This window comes from Streptomyces sp. NPDC004065 (assembly GCF_044903565.1).
Classification (GTDB): domain Bacteria; phylum Actinomycetota; class Actinomycetes; order Streptomycetales; family Streptomycetaceae; genus Streptomyces.
Genome location: NZ_JBJDQT010000012.1, coordinates 141,582 through 164,410, shown reverse-complemented (window position 1 = coordinate 164,410; position 22,829 = coordinate 141,582). Strand labels below are relative to the sequence as shown.

Below are 22,829 nucleotides of genomic sequence, written 5' to 3'. Positions count from 1 at the left end.
CGCGCCTACGGCGGTCCGCGGGCGACCGGCGTCCGTCCCCTCGGTCGCCGGCGGTCCGGCCGTCGCCCGGCGGGGCAACGGGCCGACGGGGGCAACGGGCCGACGGGGGCAACGGGCCGACGGGGGTGACGGGCCGACGGGGGTGACGGGCCGACGGGGGTGACGGGCCGGCAGGCACGGCACCCCCGCAGGGACGACGGACCACTAGGACCACACGCCGGCACGCACGCGACGCCCCCGCAGGGACGGGCCGACGAAGGCCGCGCGCAGGCCGGGGCGGCGCCCCGGCGCGGACGGCGCCCCGGCGCGGACGGCGCCCCGGCGCGGACGGCGCCCCGGCGAGGGCGGTGCGTGCCCCGGCGAGGGTGGTGCCGGGCGGGGCGCCGGGGCGCCCCCGGCTCAGTGTTCGACGATCTCGCCGTCGCGCAGTTCCAGGACGCGGTCGGCGAGGTCCAGGAGAGTCGCGTCGTGGGTGGCGACCAGCGCGGTCACCTGCTCGCTGCGGACCACGGCGCGCAGCAGCTCCATCACCGCGTGGCCGGTCTCCGCGTCGAGCTGGCCGGTCGGCTCGTCGGCGATGAGCAGCGCCGGCTCGTTGGCCAGGGCGCGGGCAATGGCCACGCGCTGCTGCTGGCCGCCGGAGAGCTCGCCGGGCCGCTGCCCGGCGTGGCCCGCGAGGCCGACGAGGGACAGCAGCAGCTCCACGCGCTCCTCCCGCTCCCGCGGGTCGGCGCGGCGCAGCCGCAGCGGCACCCCGACGTTCTCCGCGGCCGTGAGGATGGGGATCAGGCCGAAGGACTGGAAGACGAATCCGACGCGGTCACGCCGCAGCGCGAGCAGGCCCTCCTCGCCGAGTCCGGCGAGGTCCGAGCCGTCGACGCAGACCCGTCCCTGGTCCGGTTCGTCGAGGCCGCCGACGATGTTGAGCAGGGTGGTCTTGCCGGAGCCCGAGCGGCCCTTGAGGGCGACGAGCTCGCCGCGCGGCACCTCGAAGGAGACACCGCGCAGGGCGTGCACGGCGGCGGCTCCGTGCCCGTAGGCCTTGTGGACGTTCTCCACTCGGACCATGGTGTCGGTGACGACCCGGCTCATCCGCTCTCCCCTTCGCTCCCCCGTGGACCGGCGTCAGTATCGCCACCCGCACCCGGCTCCGCAATCGGCCCCCCGGCCGGCGGGACGCCGGGCGGTCCCCCGCGGACGGGACTTCGGTACGTCCCCCTGGCGGACGCCACTCCGGAAGGTCCCCCGGCGGGCGGCACTCCGGAAGGTCCCCCGGCGGACGGGACTCCGGAAGGTCCCCGGGCGGACGGGACTCCGGCGGACGGGACTCCGGACGGCTCCCCGGGTACGGCGAAGGGCCGCGCCCCGGCGGGGGTGCGGCCCTCGCGGCGAACCGTCAGCGGACCTCGGTGATCTCCGGGCCACGCTGGAGCTGGCCCATGCCGCCGGCGAAACGGGACTGGCCGTCGTCCTGCTGGACGCCCTCGGGCACCATCTGCGCGTCGTTGGGCAGCTTCAGGACGATCGGGTCACGGGGCGCCATCGGGCCGTCGCCGCGGACCACCACGGTGTCCCGGAAGATCTGCTCCAGCAGCCCGGCCGCCTGCGGCTGCACCGCGCCCTGGCCGGAGATGACCCCGCGCAGGAACCAGCGGGGGCCGTCCACGCCCACGAAGCGCACGACCTGGAAGCCGCCCGTGCCGTCCGGCAGCTGCACCGGCACCTGGGCGCGCAGCTCCCAGCCCAGCGGACCCTCGACCTCGTCGACGATGCCGCCCTGCTGGGTGATGCCGGTGGCGATCTCCTCGCGCACCTCGCCCCAGATGCCCTCGCGCTTGGGCGCGGCGAAGGCCTGCAACTGGACGGCGCTGTCGCCCAGGACGACCGTCGCCGCGACGATCGCGTCGCCCGCGACCTCCACCCGCAGTTCCATGCCGTCGACTCCCGGCACGAACAGACCGCCCAGGTCCACGCGGCCCTCACCGGGGTCGCGCACCTCGGAGCTGTCCCAGGGCCCGTCGGGCCGCGGTTCGGGCTCCAGCCTCACGCGCTCGCGCTCGACCTCTTCGTCCGCCTCGGTGTCGACGCTGTCGACGACCTGCTCGGCCTCGCCGGCCGCGTCCTCGGCGGCACCCTTCTTCTTGCGACGTCCGAACACGTCACTGTCCTTCCCGGTCGGATACGACCGAAGCGTATCGATTCCCACCCGTCTGGCCGCGCATGGCGGCCCGACCGTCTGTGCCGCTCACGCCGTCCACCGCGGCGTGGCCACCGGTGGACCCGAAGCCCCCCTCGGCCCGTGCCGAGCCGGGAAGTTCCGCCACCTCCTGGAAGCGGACCCTCTCGACCTGCTGGACGACCAGTTGGGCAATCCGGTCGAAGCGCTCGAACCGCACGGACTCGCGCGGGTCGAGATTCACCACGATCACCTTGATCTCCCCACGGTACCCGGCATCAACCGTCCCCGGGGCATTGACGAGGGCGACACCGCAGCGGGCGGCGAGCCCGGACCGGGGATGCACGAAGGCCGCGTACCCCTCGGGGAGGGCCACGGACACGCCCGTGGGCAGGATGGCCCGTTCGCCGGGCGCCAGTTCGCAGGCCACGGTGGTGCGCAGATCGGCGCCCGCGTCGCCGGGGTGCGCATACGCCGGAAGCGGTACCTCCGGGTCGACACGCCGGACCAGCACCTCCAGCGGACCGCCGCTCGCGCGGCTCACGGATTCACCTCGAAGGCGCGGGCCCGCCGGATCTGGTCCGGGTCGCTCATGGCGGCCTGGATCTCCTCCTCGCGGCCGTGCTGCACGAAGTGGTCGACCTTCACCTCGATGAACAGGGCGTCCGCGCGGACGGCGACCGGCCCGTCGGGGCCGCCGACGCGGCCGGTGGCCGTCGAGTAGATCTTCCGTCCGGCCACGGCCGTGACCTCGGCCTCCAGGTACAGCGTGGTGCCGACCGGCACCGGCCGCACGAAGTCCGTCTCCAGCCGCCCGGTGACGGCGATCGTCCGCAGCAGCCAGTTCAGCGAGCCGAGCGTCTCGTCCAGGGCGGTGGCCAGGACCCCGCCGTGCGCGAGGCCGGGCGCCCCCTGGTGGGCCGGCTGCACGGTGAACTCGGCGGTGATGCGGACGCCCTCCCCGGCCCGGGCCTGGAGGTGCAGCCCGTGCGGCTGCCGTCCACCGCACCCGAAACACTCGTCGTAGTGCGCGCCGAGGAGTTCGCCGGGCGCGGGGGCGTCGGGATGCCGTACGGGCTTCACGGCGTCGGCGGGGGGCTGAAGAGCTGCGGAACTACCACTCACAGCCGCAGACCTTACCCGCGCGTCCGGGTATCGCGGACACCGTGCCAAGCTAGCCGTATGCAGCTTCCCGCCCAGCCGTACGAAGAACGCCTCACCGCGCCCCGCTCCTGGTGGCTGATCAGCGTCCTGATCGGTGTTGCCCTCGCCCTGGTCCTGCTGCCGTTCGGCACCCTGCCGATGCTGGGCGGCCTGGTCGGCGGCACGGCGGCCGCGGCGGTGGTGGCCAGCTCGTACGGCTCGGTACGCATCCGGGTCGTGAACGGCGTCCTGGTGGCGGGCGAGGCGAAGATCCCGGTCACGGCGCTGGGTGTGGCGGAGATCCTGGACGCGGAGGAGGCGCGCGCCTGGCGCACGTACAAGGCCGACACCCGCGCCTTCCTGCTGCTGCGCGCCTACATTCCGACGGCGCTGCGGGTGGAGGTCACCGACCCCGAGGACCCGACGCCGTACCTGTATCTGTCGACCCGGGAGCCGGAGCGGCTGGCCACGGCCCTGCGGGAGGCCCGCCAGGCCGCGACACCGGGGGCGGCGGCGTAGTCGCTCGCCCCTTCAGGGGAGGGGTCGGGCGGTCCGGGCGTCAGTGTCCGGGTTCCCGGTTGATGTCGGCGACGTCGTCCATGGGCAGCGGGTTCTCGGGAGTCTCCAGCGGCGGGAGCCGGCGCAGCTCCTCCCAGGGGACCTGGATCTTGCGCAGGTCCGCGCGGATGCGGGCCGCGAGTCTCTTGGTGTCGCGCCGGTTCATGACGGCGCCCACCGCGGCGCCCATCAGGAACGGGAGCAGATTCGGCAGGTCGCGCACCGTGCGCTTCATGACCTGCTGGCGCAGCTGCCGCTTCATCCGGCCGCCGAGGGCGGCGTCGATGGTGGCCGGCTTGGTCACGTCGATTCCGCGCTCCCCCGACCAGGAGGACAGATACGCGGTGCTGCGGGCTCGCAGACGGCCCGGTGGGCGTACTCCGTACACCTCGTGGAGCTCGGCGATCAGCTTCAGCTCGATCGCCGCGACGCCGGTGATCTCCGCGGCCAGTTCGGTCGGCATGGCGGGCGGCACCGGCAGCATCGCCGCCGCTCCGATCCCCGCTCCGACCGTCGACGTCGCGTTGGCCGCGCCGGCCACCAGCTTGTCCGCGAGCTCCTCGGGCCCCAGGCCCGGGAACTGCCGGCGCAGGGTGGCCAGGTCGCGTACGGGGACGCGGGGGGCGAGGTCGATGATGCGGTCGGTGACGAACGCCAGCCCCGCTCTGGCCCGCACCCTGCCGCGGCCCAGTCCGTGCCGGGCCGCCTCGCCCGCCCTGCCGCGCATCGCCACGAGCCGCCGGCGCCGGGCGGAGGGCGTGGAGTCGCCCGCCGGTCCCGCGGGGTCACCACGCCCGGACAGCGGTTCGAGCGAGGCCGGTCCCGTCGATCCGGCTGTGCCGGATGTGGATGTGCGGGACCGGCCTCGCTCGTCGTCACGTGCGCCGGAGGAGCCGCCGGACGGCTCCGGGTCCGCTCCCCTGCGCGGGAAGCGGCGCTTCCAAGGAGGGGTCGAGCCGGTCACGGCCGACCCTCCCTCAGTCGCAGTCGCGGCAGATCGGCTGACCGTTCTTCTCCCGGGCCAGCTGGCTGCGGTGGTGCACCAGGAAGCAGCTCATGCAGGTGAACTCGTCCTGCTGCTTGGGCAGCACCCGGACGGCCAGCTCCTCATTGGAGAGGTCCGCTCCGGGCAGTTCCAGCCCTTCGGCTGCTTCGAACTCGTCGACGTCGACGGCGGAGGTCGACTTGTCGTTCCTCCGGGCCTTCAGCTCTTCGAGACTGTCCGAGTCGACGTCGTCATCGGTCTTGCGTGGGGTGTCGTAGTCGGTTGCCATGTCGCTCTCCCCCTCTGGGTGTCTGCGGTATCTCCAGCGCACGTAACGCGTGAGAGGCCGGACTTGTGCCCGACCCGAGGCGGAGATTTTGCCTCACATCAAGGTCTGTTACTCAATCGACACCCAACCGGACTCCTCAAGAGTGATCGGCTTGGATGGCGATCGGGACCGTACACGGTTCGAAGCTCGCACTCCAAAGCGGTCTCACCGTGTACTTCCCGTGATCAGGACCCCTGAAAACCCGGATTTTCCCGGCTTTTCGACAGCATTCATGATCACGGAGAGTGGATGGCCGGAAAAGCGCTCATGTGATCGATCACACACGTGGGACCCGGGACGGCACCCCGCTAATTCCGCGCAAAGCGAACATCCGCGCTCTCTCGCCGTCACCGGCGACATGATCTCAGACCGGCAGGGTGACCCGCATCACCAGTCCGCCGCCCTCGCGCGGCTGGGCCGCGATGTGCCCGCCGTGCGCACGGGCCACGGAGCGGGCGATCGAGAGCCCCAGGCCCACGCCCTTGTCGCTGCCCGTGCGCTCGGTCCGCAGCCGTCTGAACGGCTCGAAGAGGTTGTCGATCTCGTACGCCGGGACCACCGGTCCCGTGTTCGTGACGACCAGCACCGCCTGGCCGTGCTGCACGTCCGTGGTGACCTCCACCCAGCCGTCGTGCGGCACGTTGTACCGCACCGCGTTCTGCACCAGGTTGAGCGCGATCCGCTCCAGCAGCACGCCGTTGCCCTGGACCACGGCGGGCTTGCGCTCCCCGCGGATCTTGACGTCCTTGGCCTCCGCCTCCGTGCGCACCTGGTCGATGGCCTGGGAGGCGACCTCGGCCAGGTCCACCGGCTTGCGCTCCACGATCTGGTTGTCGCTGCGGGCGAGCAGCAGCAGGCCCTCGACGAGCTGCTCGCTGCGCTCGTTGGTGGCCAGCAGGGTCCTGCCCAGCTGCTGCAGCTCCACCGGGGCCTGCGGATCCGACAGGTGCACCTCCAGCAGGGTGCGGTTGATCGCGAGCGGGGTGCGCAGCTCGTGGGAGGCGTTGCCGACGAAGCGCTGCTGGGCGGTGAAGGCCCGCTGGAGCCGGTCCAGCATCTCGTCGAAGGTGTCCGCGAGCTCCTTCAGCTCGTCGTCCGGGCCGTCCAGCTCGATCCGGCGGGACAGGTCCGAGCCGGCCACGGCGCGGGCGGTACGGGTGATCCGGCCGAGCGGGGAGAGCACCCGGCCCGCCATCGCGTAGCCGAACGCGAAGGCGATCACGGCGAGGCCGAGCAGGGCCAGCAGCGAGCGGCTGAGCAGGTCGTCCAGGGCGTGCTGGCGCTGCTGGTTCACGCACTGGTTCATCGCGTGGTTCAGCTCGGTCGCGGTCGTCTGCGTCGGGAAGTTGCAGGTGTCGCTGGTGACCTGACCGGAGATGATCTTGAAGGGCAGTTCGCTGCCCACGTTCAGCGCGTTCGCCGCCAGCAGGTAGATGATCGACAGCAGCAGGATGCCGGCGATCAGGAACATGCCGCCGTACAGCAGGGTGAGCCGTATCCGGATGGTCGGGCGCAGCCACGGGAAGGGCGGTTCCGGCCTTCGGGGGTCCCAGGTGGGCTTCGGGGGCGTCTGGGGCGTCTGGGGCGGCGCGGGGGTGGCGGCCACGGCGGATCAGATCCGGTAGCCGGAGCCGGGCACGGTGACGATCACCGGCGGCTCGCCGAGCTTGCGGCGCAGGGTCATCACCGTCACGCGCACCACGTTGGTGAACGGGTCGGTGTTCTCGTCCCACGCCTTCTCCAGGAGCTGCTCCGCCGAGACGACGGCGCCCTCACTGCGCATGAGGACCTCCAGCACCGCGAACTCCTTCGGGGCCAGCTGGACCTCCTTGCCGTCCCGGAAGACCTCGCGGCGGTTGGGGTCGAGCTTGATCCCGGCGCGCTCCAGGACGGGCGGCAGGGGCAGGCTCGTACGCCGGCCGAGGGCGCGTACGCGCGCGGTCAGCTCACTGAAGGCGAAGGGCTTGGGCAGGTAGTCGTCGGCGCCGATCTCCAGCCCCTCCACGCGGTCGCTGACGTCACCGGAGGCGGTGAGCATGAGCACGCGCGTGGGCATGCCCAGCTCGACGATCTTGCGGCAGACGTCGTCTCCGTGCACCAGCGGGAGGTCGCGGTCCAGGACGACCACGTCGTAGTCGTTGACGCCGATGCGCTCCAGGGCGGCCGCACCGTCGTACACGACGTCGACGGCCATGGCCTCCCGGCGCAGTCCGGTGGCCACCGCATCGGCGAGCAGCTGCTCGTCCTCGACGACGAGTACGCGCACGTCGCTTGTCCTTCCTGATCTCCGTCCGCGCGGTGCCGCTCGGGCACGCGCGGGCGGGGGCTTCATGGGTGTGTTGCCTCCATCCTGCCCTTTTCGGCCATAAGTCGGCTGTAAGCCGGGGCAGGACCGGCCGCGGACGGGGAAGCGGGCGCGGACGGAAGGTCGAGGAGGCCCCGGGTACGGCGCGGAACCCGGGGCCGGAGTACGGCGCGGACCCGGGCCGGGGCGCCGCGCGGACCGGGGCCGGGGCGCCGCACGGACCGGGGCCGGGGCGCCGCGCGGACCCGGACCGGGGCGCCGCACGGACCGGACCAGGGCGCCGCACGGACCGGGGCCGGGGCGCCGCACGGACCGGGGCCGGGGCGCCGCACGGACCGGACCAGGGCGCGGCGTGGACCGGACCGAGGCGCCGCGCGGGCCGGGGCCGGGAATCCCGAAGATTTTCGCGCGGTTGAGGTTTCCGCGGGAGACAGCCTGGGGAGGACGCTTTACACCCCGCGATCACGCTCTGCATGTGCCGCACCACCAAGCGGTACACCTCGATCCGCTGCCGCAGAGCGGGCGTGGGTGTCCGGCACCGTCGCCGCCCCCGGCACGGTGACGCCGGGCACCCGCTGGAGACGTGATCGCCCCTTCCCGACGGCACACCCCCGTGCCACCGACCCACGACCCAGGACGAGGGGGCGCAGCATGGACGCATTCACCGCAGGACTTCTGCAGCGCATAAAGGCGACCGAGTCCGACCTGACGCGGGCTCGTGACGAGGGCGACGACTTCCTCGTCGAGGTGGAGCTCGCAGAACTCGACGATCTGCGCCGCCTCGCCGCCGAGCACGGTGTGGAGGTCGGCGTGTCCGGCGTCTGATCAGCCCGTAGGCGAACAGCCGTACGGGAGCGGGGCCCGGCGAATCCAGCGCCGGGCCCCGCTTTCTGCTGTGGTGACCCGCCCGCCGGGCCCGCTCCTCCGCTGAGGTGACTTTCCCGCGCGGGGCCGAGCGTCCGCCGAGGGGGCTTCCCTCCGCGGGGCCGCACATCCACTGAGGTGGCGGTCCCGCGCCGGGCGGCCGTCCGCCGAGGTGGCCGGCCCGCACCGGGGACGCAGGTCCCCCGACGGGCGGCCCACCCGCCGGGCCCGCAGGTCCCCCGAGGGGTGGCCCGCCGCCGGGGTCGGCCGCTCAGCCCCCCGCGGCGCCGAGGTCCTCCAGGAGACGCTGGAGGGGCTCGAAGACCGCCTCGGTGGCCGCGATCGTCAGGTCGCTGGACACTCGCCGCCCCGGCAGGCCGCCGGTCCGCGCGCCCGCCTCCCGGGCGATCAGGTCACCGGCGGCGTAGTCCCAGGGGTTCAGGCCCCGCTCGTAGTAGCCGTCCAGACGGCCCGCGGCCACGTCGCACAGCTCGATCGCCGCCGAGCCGCCGCGGCGGATGTCGCGCACCAGGGGGATCAGGCGGTGGGCCACCTCGGCCTGGTGGGCACGGACCTCGGCGACGTAGGCGAAGCCGGTGGCGATCAGCGCCCGGTCCAGGGGCGCGGGGGCGCGGCAGGACAGCTTGCGCTCGCCCGCCCAGACGCCGGTGGCCCAGGCGCCCCGGCCGCGGATCGCGTGGAAGGTCTCGCCGCGCATCGGGGCGCTCACCACCCCGACGACGGTCTCGCCGTCCTGCTCGGCGGCGATCGACACGGCCCAGGTGGGCAGGCCGTACAGGTAGTTCACCGTGCCGTCGAGGGGGTCGATCACCCAGCGGATGCCGCTGGTGCCCTCGCTGGAGGCGCCCTCCTCGCCGAGGAAGCCGTCCTCGGGGCGGCGGTCGGCGATCAGGCCGGTGATCAGCTTCTCGGCCGCGAGGTCCATCTCGGTGACGACGTCGACCGGGCTGGACTTGGTGGCGGCCACCCCGAGATCGGCCGGGCGGCCGTCGCGCAGCAGGCGCCCGGCGCGCGTGGCGGCCTCACGGGCGAGTTGCAGGAGTTCCGAGTGCAGGGCGTCGGTCACGGCGGTCCTCACGCGTAGGGGCTGTCGGCGCCCGCGGCGGCCGGCCGGGGGGCGCGGGCCGGGCAGCAGCCGGCGGGGCAGACGTCGTGGCTCGGGCCGAGGGCGCCCAGGGCGCAGCGCGCGGGCCGCTCCCCGCGCTCGGTGGCGGCCCGCTCCAGGATCAGTTCGCGGACGGCGGCGGCGAACCGCGGGTCGGCGCCCACCGTGGCCGAGCGGCGCACCGGCAGGCCCAGCTCCTCGGCCTTGGCCTTCGCCTCGGTGTCGAGGTCGTAGAGGACCTCCATGTGGTCGGAGACGAAGCCGATGGGGGCCATGACCACGGCGGGGACGCCCGCCGCGTGGCGCTCCTCGAGGTGGTCGCAGATGTCGGGCTCCAGCCACGGGATGTGGGGGGCGCCGGAGCGCGACTGGTAGACGAGCTGCCAGGGGTGGTCGACGCCGGTGCGCTCGCGGACCGCCTCCGCGATCAGCTTCGCCACGTCCAGGTGCTGGCGGACGTAGGCGCCGCCGTCGCCGTGTCCCTCGGCCGGTCCGGAGGTGTCGGCGGCCGAGGTCGGGACGGAGTGGGTGGTGAAGGCGATGTGGGCGCCGTCGCGGACGTCCTCGGGGAGGTCGGCGAGGGACCTCAGGACGCCGTCGGTCATGGGCTCGACGAAGCCCGGGTGGTTGAAGTAGTGCCGCAGCTTGTCGATCCGCGGCAGCGGCAGGCCCTCGGTCTGAAGGGCGGCCAGCGCGTCCGCGAGGTTCTCGCGGTACTGGCGGCAGCCCGAGTAGGAGGCGTAGGCGCTGGTGGCCAGCACCAGGACGCGGCGGTGGCCGGCGCCGGCCATCTCCCGCAGGGTGTCCGTGAGGTAGGGGGCCCAGTTGCGGTTGCCCCAGTACACAGGCAGGTCCAGGCCGTGGCCGGCGAAGTCCTTGCGCAGGGCGTCCAGCAGGGCGCGGTTCTGCTCGTTGATCGGGCTGACGCCGCCGAACAGGAAGTAGTGCTGCCCGACTTCCTTGAGGCGTTCCTTGGGGATGCCGCGCCCGCGGGTCACGTTCTCCAGGAACGGGACCACGTCGTCCGGCCCTTCGGGGCCGCCGAACGAGAGCAGGAGCAGGGCGTCGTACGGGGTGGCATCAAGCGCGTCTGGCATGCCTTCGATCCTGCCACCCGGTACTGACGGCCGGGATTGCGACCCGCTGGATTCCGACCCGCCGGGGGTGGGGCCCGCTGGATCTCGCCCCGCCGGGATTCCGCCCCGCCGCGGCGGTACGTGACGGCCCCGGGGGCCCGTAAGCTGTATCAGCCACCTATACGCCTTACCGGATCCCCGGAGACCCCGTGCCCAGCCCGTACCGTGCCCTGTTCGCCGCTCCCGGGTCGAAGGGTTTCTCCGCCGCCGGCTTCCTCGGCCGGATGCCGCTGTCGATGATGGGCATCGGCGTGGTCACGATGATCTCCCAGCTCACCGGGCGCTACGGGCTCGCGGGCGCGCTGTCGGCCACCATCGCGTTGGCCGCCGCCGTGCTCGGGCCGCAGATCTCGCGGCTGGTCGACCGGCACGGGCAGCGGCGGGTGCTGCGGCCCGCGACGCTGGTGGCGCTGACCGCGGCGGCGGCGCTGCTGCTGGCCGCGCACTTCCGGTGGCCGGACTGGGTGCTGTTCGTGTGCGCCGCCGGGATCGGCTCGGTGCCGAGTCTGGGCGCGATGGTCCGGGCGCGCTGGGCCGCGCTGTACCGGGGGACCCCGCAATTGCACACCGCCTACTCGTTCGAGTCGGTGGTGGACGAGGTCTGCTTCATCTTCGGGCCGATCGTGTCCATCGGGCTGTCCACGGCCTGGTTCCCGGAGGCGGGACCGCTGCTGGCCGCCTGCTTCCTGGCCGCGGGCGTCTTCTGGCTGACCGCGCAGCGGGCCACCGAGCCGGAGCCGCACCGGGGCGCGCACCACGGCGGCGGCTCGGCGCTGCGCTCGAGCGGGCTGCAGGTGCTGGTGGCCACCTTCGTGGCGACCGGGGCGATCTTCGGGGCGGTCGACGTGGTGACGGTGGCGTTCGCCGACGAGCGGGGCCACAAGGGCGCGGCCAGCGTCGTGCTGGCGCTGTACGCCACCGGTTCGTGCACCGCGGGGGTGCTGGCCGGGCTGCTGCGCCCGGCCGGGGCGCCCGCCCGCCGCTGGCTGCTGGGCGTATGCGCGATGGCCGTGAGTATGATCCCCCTCCTACTGGTCGGGAACTTGCCGTTTCTGGCCGTGGCGCTGTTCGTCGCGGGCCTGTCCGTCGCTCCTACGATGATCACGACGATGGCCCTCGTCGAAGAGCACGTACCACGCGCGCATCTGACCGAGGGCATGACCTGGGTGAGCACCGGCCTCGCGGTCGGGGTGGCGCTCGGTTCGTCGGTGGCCGGCTGGGTGATCGACGCGGCCGGCGCACGGGCGGGGTACGGGGTTCCGGCGGTGTCCGGGGCCGTCGCGGTCGCGGTCGGTTTCCTCGGGTACCGCCGGCTCGGCAGGCCGGCTACGGGTCGGGGAGGCTCCGTTGAGCAGCACAGCGAGCGCGAAGCACGGCACGTGGCGTAACTGGGGCGGCAACGTCGGCGCCCGCCCGGCGAAGGAGGTCGTGCCCGCCTCGGTGGAGGAGCTCGCGGCCGAGGTGCGCCGGGCCGCCGAGGACGGCCTGAGGGTGAAGGCGGTGGGCACGGGTCACTCCTTCACCTCGATAGCGGCGACCGACGGCGTGCTGATACGCCCTCAGCTGCTGACCGGCATACGCGCGATCGACCGCGAGGCGATGACCGTCACGGTCGAGGCGGGCACCCCGCTCAAGAGGCTGAACGTCGCGCTCGCGCGGGAGGGGCTCTCCCTCACCAACATGGGCGACATCATGGAGCAGACGGTCTCCGGCGCGACCAGCACCGGCACCCACGGCACCGGACGCGAGTCCGCCTCGATCGCCGCCCAGATCAGGGGGCTCGAACTGGTCACCGCCGACGGATCGGTGCTGACCTGCTCCGCGAAGGAGAACCCGGAGGTCTTCGCGGCCGCCCGGATCGGCCTGGGCGCCCTGGGCGTCGTCACCGCGATCACCTTCGCCGTGGAGCCGGTCTTCCTGCTCACGGCCCGCGAGGAGCCGATGCCCCTGGAGAAGGTGCTCGCCGACTTCGACCAGCTCTGGGCCGAGAACGAGCACTTCGAGTTCTACTGGTTCCCGCACACCGAAAACACCAACACCAAGCGCAACAACCGCAGCGCCGGTCCGGAGCGGCCGGTGGGGCGGGTGGCGGGCTGGTTCGAGGACGAGTTCCTCTCCAACGGCGTCTTCCAGGTGGCCAACTGGGTCGGCAGGGCGGTGCCCGCCGCCATCCCGGCGATCGCCGGGGTGTCCAGCCGGGCCCTGTCCGCGCGGACGTACACGGACATTCCCTACAAGGTCTTCACCTCGCCGCGCCGGGTGCGCTTCGTGGAGATGGAGTACGCCGTCCCGCGCGAGGCGCTGGCCGGCACGCTGCGTGAACTCAAGGCGATGGTCGACCGGTCCGGACTCAGGGTGAGCTTCCCGGTCGAGGTGCGCACCGCGCCGGCCGACGACATCACGCTCTCCACGGCCTCGGGCCGCGACAGCGCGTACATCGCCGTCCACATGTTCCGCGGCACCCCCTACCAGCGGTACTTCACGGCCGCCGAGCGCATCTTCACCGCGCACGAGGGCCGGCCGCACTGGGGCAAGGTGCACACCCGCGACGCCGCGTACTTCGCCGGCGTCTACCCCCGTTTCGGCGAGTTCACCGCGCTGCGTGACCGGCTGGACCCGGAACGGCTGTTCCAGAACGACTACTTGCGCAGGGTGCTGGGGGACTAGTAACGGGGGGGTTCCGTTTGGGGCGTTTGCGTGAAGTACGCCACGTTCAAGATCGAAAAAACGGGTCAGGGGTGGCCAAGTGCCGCCCCTTGCCAGAAGTTGGGCGGCGCGCCAATCCACGCACGTGGTCCGAATGGAGTACTGTGGCGAGCCCTGGGTCCGGTCTCCCTCCAGGGTGTCCGGAACCTTGCTGGACCGCCGGGAGGGGGCTGGTTGCACAGGGTGACGGAGTTGGTCACTTAGCGTTGTGAACAGGTAACCGTGCCATAACGGCGATCCAGGGCCCGCGCCCGACACGCCGGGCAACTCGGCAAGGTTGTGGCAGGCTGCACCCGGGCAGGCCACACTCGACTAGCGGAAGCAGCGACGCACGTGACGTCGGCAGGCACCACCCGGGAGGTCCCCATGCCCGAACTGCGTGTCGTGGCCGTCTCCAATGACGGCACACGGCTGGTGCTGAAGGCTGCGGACAGCACGGAGTACACGCTTCCGATCGACGAACGGCTCCGCGCCGCCGTGCGCGGCGACCGTCCCCGCCTCGGCCAGATCGAGATCGAGGTGGAGAGCCATCTCCGCCCCCGCGACATCCAGGCGCGGATACGAGCGGGTGCGACCGCGGAAGAGGTCGCCCAGCTCGCCGGCATCCCCGTCGACCGGGTACGGCGCTTCGAGGGCCCGGTGCTCGCCGAGCGCGCGTTCATGGCCGAGCGCGCCCGCAAGACCCCGGTCCGCCGCCCCGGCGAGAACTCCGGCCCGCTGCTCGGCGAGGCGGTGCAGGAGCGGCTGCTGCTGCGCGGCGCCGAGAAGGACACCGTCCAGTGGGACTCCTGGCGCCGCGACGACGGCACCTGGGAGGTCCTGCTCGTCTACCGGGTCGCGGGCGAACCGCACTCGGCGAGCTGGACCTACGACCCGCCGCGGCGCCTGGTGCAGGCCGTCGACGACGAGGCGCGCGCGCTGATCGGCGAGTCCGACGACCTGGGGACGCCGGAGCCGAGCTTCCCGTTCGTGCCGCGGATCGCCCGTCTGCCGCGGGACCGTTCCTTCGACCGGGACCGTGACCGCGAGCGTCCGGCGCTGCCCGCCCAGGCCTCCGAGCCCGCCGAGGAGAGCACGGGCGAACGCGACTCGCTCACCAGCCTGCTGGAGGCGGTACCGAGCTTCCGGGGCGACCTGGTGGTGCCCGAGCGCGCGCCGGACCCCGGGGAGGAACCCGTCCAGGAACCGGTGGTGGAGGAGCCGCCCGCCCCGGCGGCCTCGGCCGGATCGGCCTACGCGGACGTGCTCATGCCGCGCTCCGTCAGCAGCCACCGCGACCGCCTCATCGGCGCCACCGACCGCCAGGCCGAGGCGGACGGCGTCCGCCCCGGCCGCCGCGCCGCGGTACCGAGCTGGGACGAGATCGTCTTCGGCACGCGCCGCAAGAAGCAGGAGTAGCCGGGCGGACCGCGGGGTCCGCCACGGCGGGGCAGGGCAGTTGACGACGACGGCGACCGGGGCCGCGCTCCTTGGAAGGCGCGGCCCCGTCGTCACGTCGCTGCCGCCGGACCGGTGGTCACTGCGGGTCCGGGCCGACGGCCACCGGGCGGTCCGGGTCCGAGGACCACTCCGACCACGAGCCGACGTACAGGGCCGCCGGGATGCCCGCGACGGCCAGGGCCAGGACCTCGTGGGCCGCGGACACGCCCGAGCCGCAGTAGACGCCCACCTCGCCCCCGCCCGCCGCGCCCAGCGCCTCGAAGCGGGCGCGCAGTTCCTCCGCGGGGCGGAACCGGCCGTCCGGGCCGACGTTCTCCGTCGTGGGCGCCGACACCGCGCCCGGGATGTGGCCGCCGATCCGGTCGATGGGCTCCACCTCCCCGCGGTACCGCTCCCCCGCACGGGCGTCGAACAGCACACCGGACCGGGCCAGCGCCGCCGCGCCGTCGGCGTCCAGCAGCGGCACCGCGCCCGGCGCGGGCACGAAGTCGCCCTCGGCCGGCTCGGGCACCGCCGTCTCCAACGGCCCTTCCCAGGCCGCCAGGCCGCCGTCCAGCACCCGTACGCCGGGATGCCCCGCCCAGCGCAGCATCCACCAGGCACGCGCCGCCGCCCAGCCCTGACCGCCGTCGTAGACGACGACGGGCCGGTCCGCGCTCACGCCCGCGCGGCGCATCGCGGCGCCGAACTCCCCGACGGGCGGCAGCGGGTGACGGCCCCTCGCACCGGGCGCGGCGGCCAGTTCACTGTCCAGGTCCACGAAGACGGCACCCGGCAGGTGCCCGGCCTCGTACGCGGCGCGCCCGTCGAACGGCGGCTCACCGCCGGCCCTGGCCACGCTGAGCTGCCAGCGGATGTCGAGCAGCACGGGCGGGTTCGGTCCCTCGAGGGCGTCGGCCAGTTCGGCCGCGGAGATGATGGCGTTCATGGTCACCATCCTTGCGCACGGGGTGGCCGCATCGTCCAGGTCCGGCTACTCTGCTCGGCCGGACAGGTCCGGTCACCAGGCGTACGGAACCGGACACGCGCCGTACAGCCGATCGACGCCCTTCGGCCACCGCACGGAAACGGACAGGTCGCCACGAACCGGTCAACCTCCGTGCGCGGCGGCGCGCGCACGCACACCGCACCGGGGCCGGTACGAGCACCGGCCGGCAGAGCCCGCAGGCCCGGTCCGGGCTGCGGGAACCGAGGCGGCCACCGCGAGGGGCCGAGGAGGAAGTGACCATGACCGAGGTACCCGGGTCGGGCGGCCGCGACGGCCGGACGCACACTCGGTACACGCCCGGCACGCCGTGCTGGGTGAGCCTGATGGTCCACGACATGGCCGCCACCCAGGTCTTCTACGAGGAGTTCTTCGGCTGGGAGTTCCAGCCGGGTCCCACCCGGCTCGGCCCGTACGTACGCGCCCTGCTGGACGGGCATGAGGTGGCCGGCATCGGCCGGCTGCCGGCAGACCGGCACCTGCCCGTCGCCTGGACGCCGTACTTCGCCTCGCGGGACGTCGACCTGACCGCGGAAACGGTACGCCTGTGCGGCGGCACCATCGGCGTGGGCCCGCTGGATGCCGGCGACGCCGGGCGCCTGGCGCTCGGCTCGGACCCCTCCGGCGCCGTCTTCGGCATCTGGCAGGCCCGCGCCCACCTCGGCACGGGCGTCACCGGCCGGCCCGGCACCCCCGTCTGGAACGAGCTGTTCACCTTCGACACGGCGAGTGCCGCCAAGTTCTACGAGACCCTGTTCGCCTACGAGGAGACGCCCCGCGACGCGGAGACGCCCCGCGCCCCGGCGGGGCCCGGCGATCCGGCGGGGCCCGGCGATCCGGCGGGGCCCGGCGATCCGGCGGGGCCCGGCCGGGCGACGCTCCGCCTCGACGGCCACCCGGTCGCCGGCATCCGGGGCATGGACCGGGCGGCGCCCCGCGACCGCGGCCCGCACTGGCTGACGTACTTCGAGGTCCCCGACACCGACCGGGCCGTCGAGCACCTCACCGCCCTCGGCGGCCATGTGCTCACCGCCCCCGAGGACACCCCCCACGGCCGCACGGCCACGGCGACCGACCCGGAGGGCGCCCGCTTCGCCCTGATCCGGCACCCGAGTTGACCGGAGCCGTCGCTCAGGAGGGTGACACCGGCGGGACGCCGGGCGACGGGGCCCGGCCGCGGGCACCGTCCTCCCTCCCGGACGGGCCGGAGCGCCCGGATCAGGCGGCCTGTTCGACCTGGAGCTTGCCGACGTACCGCCTCAGCGCGTCCACGCTGTGGAACACCCGGTACTCGCCCGCCTCGAGCAGAGCCTGTTCTTCGGGAGCCGTCTCGGGAACAAGGATCACGGGATCACCCATCTCCTCCTGGAGGCCCTGCGGCCAGAAGGCCGCAGCCACGAGGATGGGACTGCCGGTGTGAGGGTCGGTCACTTCCGCGTCCAGTTCGGGTGCGGCGAAGCCTCCCTCCCGAAGAGCGGTCAGCAGGTCGGACAGGCCGGGCATGTCCTCGTCCGGCGTCCTGTCGGACATCGGGGCCACCTGCCGCGGCAGCGCGCCCGCGGGGAGCGGGGACAGACCGACCGGCGAAGGTCCCTCCAGCAGCCGGATCAAGAAGTCATTGGCGGCGTCGGCCAGAAGCTCCCGCCGTGCGGCGAGGAACTCCCGATAGGCGTCGATGCTCCAGAGTGCGGGGTCGGTCGGGATCCACTGAGACTCCAGAGCACCCGGCACGCGGCGGACGATCTCCGGCAGGTAATCCTCCGGACGCTTTGCGCTGATCTGCAGGTTGGTGTCCTGGGTGAGGAAACAGAAGTTGGCGACGGCGTTCACTTCCGCCCTGCTGTAACCGTGCTTGTAGAGCTGGGCCTTGGGGAAGATGTGGTGCACCTGGAGAGAACTGAGCTTGCCGAGCATGCCGTCCTTCAGTGGAACCCCGCTGGCCAGGTCCTGCGCGCCATGCACCCGGGACAGCATGTAGAGCAGCGGGTAGAAGCGTGATCCCATGCTGGTGCCCTGGAAGTCGTCCGGCCTGATCTCCAGGCGGCCACCGCGGCCCTGCCGCAGCGTCTCGATGAGCTGATCGACCCCGCCGGCGTCGACCGCCTGGAGATCCTGATTGAGTGCGGTCTCGGTGGCGCCGGTGTGACGGCCCCAGATGAAGCTCTGCACGAACCAGTAGAAGAGCCGGTCGCGCGTCATGACATTGGGGAACTTGCCGGAATGGTGGTGCAGCAGTCGGCTCATGACGGGGAACGCCGCCCGGCCGTTGAGCACACGGTCGTGGTCGAGTCCCAGGCGCCCACCGAGCGCGTTGAGGAGATAACTGATTGACTCCACGGTCTCGTTGAGCCCGCCTCGGAATGTCTGGACATCCACGGAAGCCAGTTTGGAGAACTGGGCCTCACCGGTGAGCACGGCGTTGACGTTGCGCAGCAGCCAGTCCAGCTTGAAGGTGAAGCCGCTGTCCGACCAGTTCTCCAGCGCCTCGTTCATCGTCGGACGTGCCTGCGGCCACGAGGCGCAGATGGCCGCCAACGCGAGGTCGCCCTTGGAGAGTTTGGTGCCGCCCGAGTTCACCCGGTTGAAGATCTCGACGACGACATCGATCGTCTTGTCCTCACCTGTGACCTCGTCGATGTGGATGTTGCGGTCCTTGATCTGGGTGATGCGGTTCAGACGCTCCAGGTAGGTGGACATCCGTACTCCGTCGCCGCCGGTCAGAGCGGTGACGGACGGCAGGAGCACGCCCAGTCCGTCCCGGAAGAGCGCGGTGACGTCAACCCAGAGCGGGTTGTCCTTCATCTTGGCCGGTGCATAGAACTCGAAGGCCTCCGTTTCCAGGTTGAAGTGAAGCCCGGTCAACGCGGTCTGGTTGCCCTCGAAGAAACGGGGCAGCCGGCCCTTCATGACCCCGTACAGGGTGGTCACCCGCTGCTGCCCGTCGAGGAGCATCTGTACGGTGCCGTCCTTCTCAGGGCTTTCTCCCCGGGTGCTCGCACTCTCCGCCTTGGTGCTCCAGGTGAGGAACCCCCCGATCGGATAACCGCGGTACAGGGACAGGAGGAAGCCGCGTACCTGGTCACGGGTCCAGACGTAACCACGCTGGAATTCGGGGAGGGCGATGTCGCCGGACTCGACCTTGAAGAGAATCTGTGAAATCTGCACTCATGCCTGCTTGGTTAGGCCCGCCGGTCTTCTGCGGGGAACATGTGTCTCTGGGGTAACAGCGCCGACCCGCCCGGAGGTTACACCCGGAATCCGGCCGGGCACGGGCCGTTTGCTCATACCCCGTCGACCGGCCGCGCACGGTCTTCTCCAGCGCGTTCCGCGCCCGTGTGCCAGGGGAACACCGAGCCCGTCCGCGACGCGGCGAGCTCCGCGAGGATCCCTTCGACGGCTGTCTGCCAGTCGCGTACCTGGGTATGGCTCGGGCCGATCTCGTCGCGGTGGTACTTGCAGCCGGAGCTGAGCCGGCTCCACAGGGCGTGGACGCGACGGGCCAGGCCGGGACCGGCGTAGTGACGCAGGCAGAGAAGCTTGGCACGCATGCTGCGAACCTCGCGGAACGCGTCCTCCTCAACCGTGAGGACCGCGTCGACGGCCGTCTCGAGAGCGATCCGGAGAGCGTAGGCCGCGCCACGTGCACGGCCTGTCGGCGTCAGCGGACCGTCGCTCGGGCTTTCGGTGAGGAGAGACTCGGCGGTTGCCAACAGGCCGGTGATCGGGTCGGCACCATTCTGCGGTGTGGCGGGCATCAGGCCGTCGCCTCCGGCTTGCGGATGCGGTCGGCGAGGGCCTCGACCTTCCTGACGAAGGAGACCGGTTCGTCCGGGAGGAATCCGTGGGGGTGGGCGCCGAGCTGGCACTGGTGGATCAGGGCCGTGCTCTCGTTGCCGTACAGGAAGCGAAGGCGCTTGTTGACCTCCTCGTCGTCGTGGACGAGGCCGTCGTCGAAGAGGGCGAAGGAGGTGAGCGGGATGAGCCGTCCGGTCGCGTCGAGGGCGGCCTGGAGGTCGTCGGCGGACTGCCCGGTGCGGCTGCGGCGGAGCCAGGCTGCCTCGACGATCGCTGCCGAGAGGGCCTCACGGCACAGGGCGGGCAGGATGTGGCGCAGGGCCGGCTCGGGGCAGTTGTCGGTCTTCGCGAGGGCCATGGCCTCACCGATGGCCTCCTTGACCGGATCGGTCTCGGACACCACCTTCACCTCGGACTTCTCGCCCCGCTCCACCTTCAGGACGGTCACCGGCAGGCCCTGGCTGCGGAAAGCGTGCGGCAGCCGGGTGTCGTGGGTGAAGACGACGACCTGCCGGTCGCGGCCGAGTTCGTCGAGGACCTGGGCCAGTCCGTCGACCTTCGCCGGGTCCATGGACTGCACGGGGTCGTCGATGACGACGAATCCGAAGGGGCTGTCGGCGGTGGCGGCGCGGGGCAGAAACAGGGAGAGGGCGAGCGAGTGCAGTTCGCCCTGGCTCATGACGCCGAGGGCGGGGGCTTCGGTGTCGTCGACGGTGACGTCCATGACCAGCTTGCGCACGTTCGCCCGCTCGCTGCCGTGCAGGCCGCCGGGCTTCAGATCGACGCTGCTCTGCTGGCGGAGCTTCTCCCAGATCCGCTGTGCGTGCCCGGAGAAGGTGCTGAGCCTGAGGTCGCGGATCTCGGTCGTGAGCTTCTTGACCCAGGTGTGGGCGGCGTTGACGTCCTTCTTGGGCGACACGACGGCGTCGGCCGCCCGGCGGAGCCTCGTCCACTCGGCCAGCAGGCCGACGACCTCGCGCCAGCGTTCGTCCAGGGCCGCCAGTTCCTCGTGCGCGGCCCGGGCCACGGTCTCGCACGCGTCGGCCAGCGTCACCGCCGCCCGCAGCGCCCGCTCGGCGAGTTCGGCGGGGTCGGTGATCCGCCGGCAGGCGCGCCAGGCGTCCCACGGTTCGGTGAGCACCGCCGGGAACTCCCCGGGCACGTGAACCAGGTCCTGCAGGGCGCGCGTGGCCTCCCGCACGTCGGCCTCGGCCTTGCGCACCGCCGCGGCCTCCTGCTGGAGGGCGGCGATCTCCGCCTCGGCGCGCCTGGCCCATTCCCGGTCCAGGGCCTGCTCGGTGCCGCAGACCGGGCAGGCCGTGTCGCCGGCGTGCCGGTCGCTGTGCCGCAGGGCCGCCTGGAGCAGTTCCGCCCTGCTGTGGGCGTCCGCGGCCGCGGAACCCTTCAGGTCGGCGGTGTCCGCCACGGCGCGCCGCAGCCCGTCGACGGCCGCGCCGACCCGGTCGAGGTCGGGGCCCTGGGCCGCGGCCTCCAGGCGTGCTTCCCGCAGCCGTCCCTCGTCGGCCGTGGGCACGCCGGCGATCAGGGCGTCGAGCACGGTGTAGTCGGGACCGCCCTTGTCGTCCATCGCCACCAGGGCCCTGACCGCCCGGTCGTCGTCCCCGACCGCTTCCAGCGCCGTGTGCAACAGCGCCTTCTTCTCCTTCTCGGCGCTCTGCACCGCGTCGAGTTCCTTCTTCCGCTCCGCCAGCCGCCGCGCGGCCGCGTTGAGGTACTCCAGTCCGAGGATGGCGGCGACGTTGTCGTACATCTGGGACGGCTTGCCGCTGATCATGTTGCCCAGGTCGACGTACGACAGGAACGGGCGGTGGTTCCGCATCGCCTGGTCCCAGCCGGCCTGCTCCAGCGGTACGGTGCCGTGCCCCGGCCGCTTGAGCAGGGCCTCGGAGTCGGTGAAGGCCTCGCCGGTCCAGGTCCGGGTGAGGGTGCTCGGCGACGGGTCGCCCTCGACGGCCAGCTTGGCCTCGACGACGGTCCGTTCGCCGTGGTGCAGGTTGCGCCAGCGGACGGCGTGGTTCGGGTGCCGTCCGGAGCAGTGGGCGTTGGTCCCGGTGAACAGGGTCTCGACGGCCTCGGCGAAGCTGGACTTGCCGGAGCCGTTGCGGCCGACGACGAGGGTGACGCCGGGCTTGGGCCGCAGATGCAGCCGCGCCTCGGAACCGACCCCGCGGAAGCCGGCGACGGTGACCTTCCCCAGGTAGACGGGTCCGGTGGCGGTGTGTGCGCCGTCCTTGGTGCCCTCGCCGTCGCCGAGCGCCTCACGGACGAGGTCCTTCGCGGTCGCGCTGAGCTTCGTGTCGGCGGTCAGCCGCGCCTCGACGAGTTCGGGCAGCGGCAGCGCGTGGGTGGGGTCCGGTTCCATCGCGTCCATGTGGTGTCTCCCGTGTTCTCCGGACTGATGCGGAAGGGTTGAGCACCGACAGGCGTGGAGCGGCGGAGCCGCGCGGTGCCTGTCGACGGGACGGACCGTAGAAGGCGGCGCGGGTCGTTTAACGGCGAAGGGCCGATAACCCTGGTTATCGGCCCTTCGGCAGCGGTGGTCGTGGAAGGACGGCGGCGGTGCCGCCCCGGCACGGTTTAGGGGTTCAGATCGATGACGCGTACGGGCTGCCCCTTCCACACGTCGGGGGCCGTGGTGGCGACCACGGCGCCGTTGGGCCGTTCCGCGGTCGGCGCGGCGGCGTGCCGCGTGTGGGCGGGGGCCCAGGACGTCTCGCCCGCTACAGCGAGCACGGCCGGCAGATCCAGGTCGAGCACCGTGACGCCGGGCAGCGCGGCGAGATGCTCCGCCGTACCGGGCCGCATACGGTCCGCCTCGACCAGCGCACACGTGGGGGCGTAGAGGAACCAGCCCGGCTCCGCGTGCGCACGGTGGATCAGACGTGAGGCGAGCACGTTGCCCCTGCCTGCCGCCACCATGGCCGTCTCGTCCAGGACGACGTGCAGAGCCTCGGTCACCTTGCCCCCGCCTCGCCGAGCCGCCGGTCCAGCTCTGCGTCCAGCGCCGCCTGCTCGTCTACGCTCGGGTCGTAGCCGTTCCACTCGCGCAGGACGGCGCGCGCCTGTTCGGCGCGGGCTGCGCGCTCCTCCGGCGTGAGCAGCGTCTCGGCGAGGTGGGACAGATAGCCCCGCAGGGACATGCCTTCGGAGGACGCTATCCGCGCGAGCCGGTCACGGGCTTCGGCGGGGATGCGGATGTTGGCGTCGGACATGCGGACCTCCTCAGTCGACTCCCGAGAGTATGGGTACGGGTACGTACCC

The 22,829-nt window shown here is 72.7% G+C and carries 22 protein-coding genes; 6 read left to right on the top strand and 16 right to left on the bottom strand.

What is annotated here, in order from left to right; all coding sequences use genetic code 11:
- Positions 1 to 399: 399 nt before the first annotated feature.
- The 4 genes from ACI2LW_RS15765 to ACI2LW_RS15750 form a co-directional block, all read right to left on the bottom strand.
- Positions 400 to 1,092 carry an ABC transporter ATP-binding protein gene (locus tag ACI2LW_RS15765; protein ID WP_404731751.1) on the bottom strand — a complete coding sequence of 231 codons (693 nt, stop codon included), beginning with the start codon at positions 1,090 to 1,092 and terminating at the stop codon, positions 400 to 402.
- A gap of 304 nt (positions 1,093 to 1,396) precedes the next feature.
- Positions 1,397 to 2,158: a DUF3710 domain-containing protein gene (locus tag ACI2LW_RS15760; protein ID WP_404731750.1), complete on the bottom strand. Its 762-nt coding sequence runs from the start codon at positions 2,156 to 2,158 to the stop codon at positions 1,397 to 1,399.
- Position 2,159: 1 nt separating this feature from the next.
- On the bottom strand, positions 2,160 to 2,720 hold the full coding sequence (gene dut / locus ACI2LW_RS15755) for a dUTP diphosphatase (protein WP_404731749.1): 561 nt from the start codon (positions 2,718 to 2,720) through the stop codon (positions 2,160 to 2,162).
- The gene (locus ACI2LW_RS15750) at positions 2,717 to 3,301 is read right to left on the bottom strand and encodes a PaaI family thioesterase (protein WP_404731748.1); all 585 of its coding nucleotides are present in this window, start codon (positions 3,299 to 3,301) and stop codon (positions 2,717 to 2,719) included. The genes dut and ACI2LW_RS15750 overlap by 4 nt, the downstream gene beginning before the upstream one ends.
- 57 nt (positions 3,302 to 3,358) lie before the next feature.
- Here ACI2LW_RS15750 and ACI2LW_RS15745 point away from each other — a divergent pair, with 57 nt between their 5' ends.
- Positions 3,359 to 3,838, top strand: a complete 480-nt coding sequence (locus ACI2LW_RS15745; RefSeq protein WP_404731747.1) for a DUF3093 domain-containing protein — start codon at positions 3,359 to 3,361, stop codon at positions 3,836 to 3,838.
- 40 nt (positions 3,839 to 3,878) lie between these two features.
- On the opposite strand, the gene ACI2LW_RS15740 is transcribed toward ACI2LW_RS15745, so the two are convergent.
- The 4 genes from ACI2LW_RS15740 to ACI2LW_RS15725 form a co-directional block, all read right to left on the bottom strand.
- Positions 3,879 to 4,841 (bottom strand): hypothetical protein, encoded by a 963-nt coding sequence (locus ACI2LW_RS15740; protein ID WP_404731746.1) that lies wholly within the window; start codon positions 4,839 to 4,841, stop codon positions 3,879 to 3,881.
- Positions 4,842 to 4,854: 13 nt separating this feature from the next.
- Complete coding sequence (locus ACI2LW_RS15735) at positions 4,855 to 5,151, bottom strand: DUF4193 domain-containing protein (protein WP_005481602.1); 297 nt, start codon at positions 5,149 to 5,151, stop codon at positions 4,855 to 4,857.
- 403 nt (positions 5,152 to 5,554) lie between these two features.
- Positions 5,555 to 6,796, bottom strand: a complete 1,242-nt coding sequence (locus ACI2LW_RS15730) for a sensor histidine kinase (protein ID WP_404731745.1) — start codon at positions 6,794 to 6,796, stop codon at positions 5,555 to 5,557.
- A 6-nt stretch (positions 6,797 to 6,802) separates the two neighbouring features.
- Positions 6,803 to 7,456 carry a response regulator transcription factor gene (locus ACI2LW_RS15725; RefSeq protein WP_003997304.1) on the bottom strand — a complete coding sequence of 218 codons (654 nt, stop codon included), beginning with the start codon at positions 7,454 to 7,456 and terminating at the stop codon, positions 6,803 to 6,805.
- 690 nt (positions 7,457 to 8,146) lie between these two features.
- Here ACI2LW_RS15725 and ACI2LW_RS15720 point away from each other — a divergent pair.
- The gene (locus ACI2LW_RS15720; RefSeq protein WP_019981855.1) at positions 8,147 to 8,320 is read left to right on the top strand and encodes a hypothetical protein; all 174 of its coding nucleotides are present in this window, start codon (positions 8,147 to 8,149) and stop codon (positions 8,318 to 8,320) included.
- 310 nt (positions 8,321 to 8,630) lie between these two features.
- Here the strand turns inward: ACI2LW_RS15720 and ACI2LW_RS15715 are convergent, their stop codons facing one another.
- Positions 8,631 to 9,446 carry an inositol monophosphatase family protein gene (locus ACI2LW_RS15715; RefSeq protein WP_404731744.1) on the bottom strand — a complete coding sequence of 272 codons (816 nt, stop codon included), beginning with the start codon at positions 9,444 to 9,446 and terminating at the stop codon, positions 8,631 to 8,633.
- 8 nt (positions 9,447 to 9,454) lie between these two features.
- Complete coding sequence (locus ACI2LW_RS15710; protein WP_404731743.1) at positions 9,455 to 10,582, bottom strand: ferrochelatase; 1,128 nt, start codon at positions 10,580 to 10,582, stop codon at positions 9,455 to 9,457.
- Between the two features lie 188 nt (positions 10,583 to 10,770).
- Here ACI2LW_RS15710 and ACI2LW_RS15705 point away from each other — a divergent pair, with 188 nt between their 5' ends.
- From ACI2LW_RS15705 to sepH, 3 genes are all read left to right on the top strand, one after another.
- Entirely contained in the window at positions 10,771 to 12,009 is a 1,239-nt protein-coding gene (locus ACI2LW_RS15705) for an MFS transporter (protein WP_404731742.1), read from the top strand.
- Positions 11,969 to 13,288, top strand: a complete 1,320-nt coding sequence (locus tag ACI2LW_RS15700; protein ID WP_404731741.1) for a D-arabinono-1,4-lactone oxidase — start codon at positions 11,969 to 11,971, stop codon at positions 13,286 to 13,288. The genes ACI2LW_RS15705 and ACI2LW_RS15700 overlap by 41 nt, the downstream gene beginning before the upstream one ends.
- A 405-nt stretch (positions 13,289 to 13,693) precedes the next feature.
- Positions 13,694 to 14,725: a septation protein SepH gene (gene sepH, locus ACI2LW_RS15695; protein WP_404731740.1), complete on the top strand. Its 1,032-nt coding sequence runs from the start codon at positions 13,694 to 13,696 to the stop codon at positions 14,723 to 14,725.
- Between the two features lie 118 nt (positions 14,726 to 14,843).
- On the opposite strand, the gene ACI2LW_RS15690 is transcribed toward sepH, so the two are convergent.
- Positions 14,844 to 15,695 (bottom strand): sulfurtransferase, encoded by an 852-nt coding sequence (locus ACI2LW_RS15690; RefSeq protein WP_404731739.1) that lies wholly within the window; start codon positions 15,693 to 15,695, stop codon positions 14,844 to 14,846.
- 299 nt (positions 15,696 to 15,994) lie between these two features.
- Here ACI2LW_RS15690 and ACI2LW_RS15685 point away from each other — a divergent pair, with 299 nt between their 5' ends.
- A complete protein-coding gene (locus ACI2LW_RS15685; protein WP_404731738.1) occupies positions 15,995 to 16,870 on the top strand; it encodes a VOC family protein in 876 nt (291 codons plus the stop codon).
- Between the two features lie 100 nt (positions 16,871 to 16,970).
- Here ACI2LW_RS15685 and ACI2LW_RS15680 read toward each other — a convergent pair whose 3' ends face one another.
- From ACI2LW_RS15680 to ACI2LW_RS15660, 5 genes are all read right to left on the bottom strand, one after another.
- Entirely contained in the window at positions 16,971 to 18,917 is a 1,947-nt protein-coding gene (locus ACI2LW_RS15680) for a DUF262 domain-containing protein (protein WP_404731737.1), read from the bottom strand.
- Positions 18,918 to 19,033: 116 nt separating this feature from the next.
- On the bottom strand, positions 19,034 to 19,507 hold the full coding sequence (locus ACI2LW_RS15675) for a hypothetical protein (RefSeq protein WP_404731736.1): 474 nt from the start codon (positions 19,505 to 19,507) through the stop codon (positions 19,034 to 19,036).
- Positions 19,507 to 21,939: an AAA family ATPase gene (locus ACI2LW_RS15670; RefSeq protein WP_404731735.1), complete on the bottom strand. Its 2,433-nt coding sequence runs from the start codon at positions 21,937 to 21,939 to the stop codon at positions 19,507 to 19,509. The genes ACI2LW_RS15675 and ACI2LW_RS15670 overlap by 1 nt, the downstream gene beginning before the upstream one ends.
- Before the next feature lie 206 nt (positions 21,940 to 22,145).
- Positions 22,146 to 22,526, bottom strand: a complete 381-nt coding sequence (locus ACI2LW_RS15665) for a hypothetical protein (RefSeq protein ID WP_404731734.1) — start codon at positions 22,524 to 22,526, stop codon at positions 22,146 to 22,148.
- A complete protein-coding gene (locus ACI2LW_RS15660) occupies positions 22,523 to 22,780 on the bottom strand; it encodes a hypothetical protein (RefSeq protein ID WP_404731733.1) in 258 nt (85 codons plus the stop codon). The genes ACI2LW_RS15665 and ACI2LW_RS15660 overlap by 4 nt, the downstream gene beginning before the upstream one ends.
- Positions 22,781 to 22,829 lie beyond the last annotated feature (49 nt).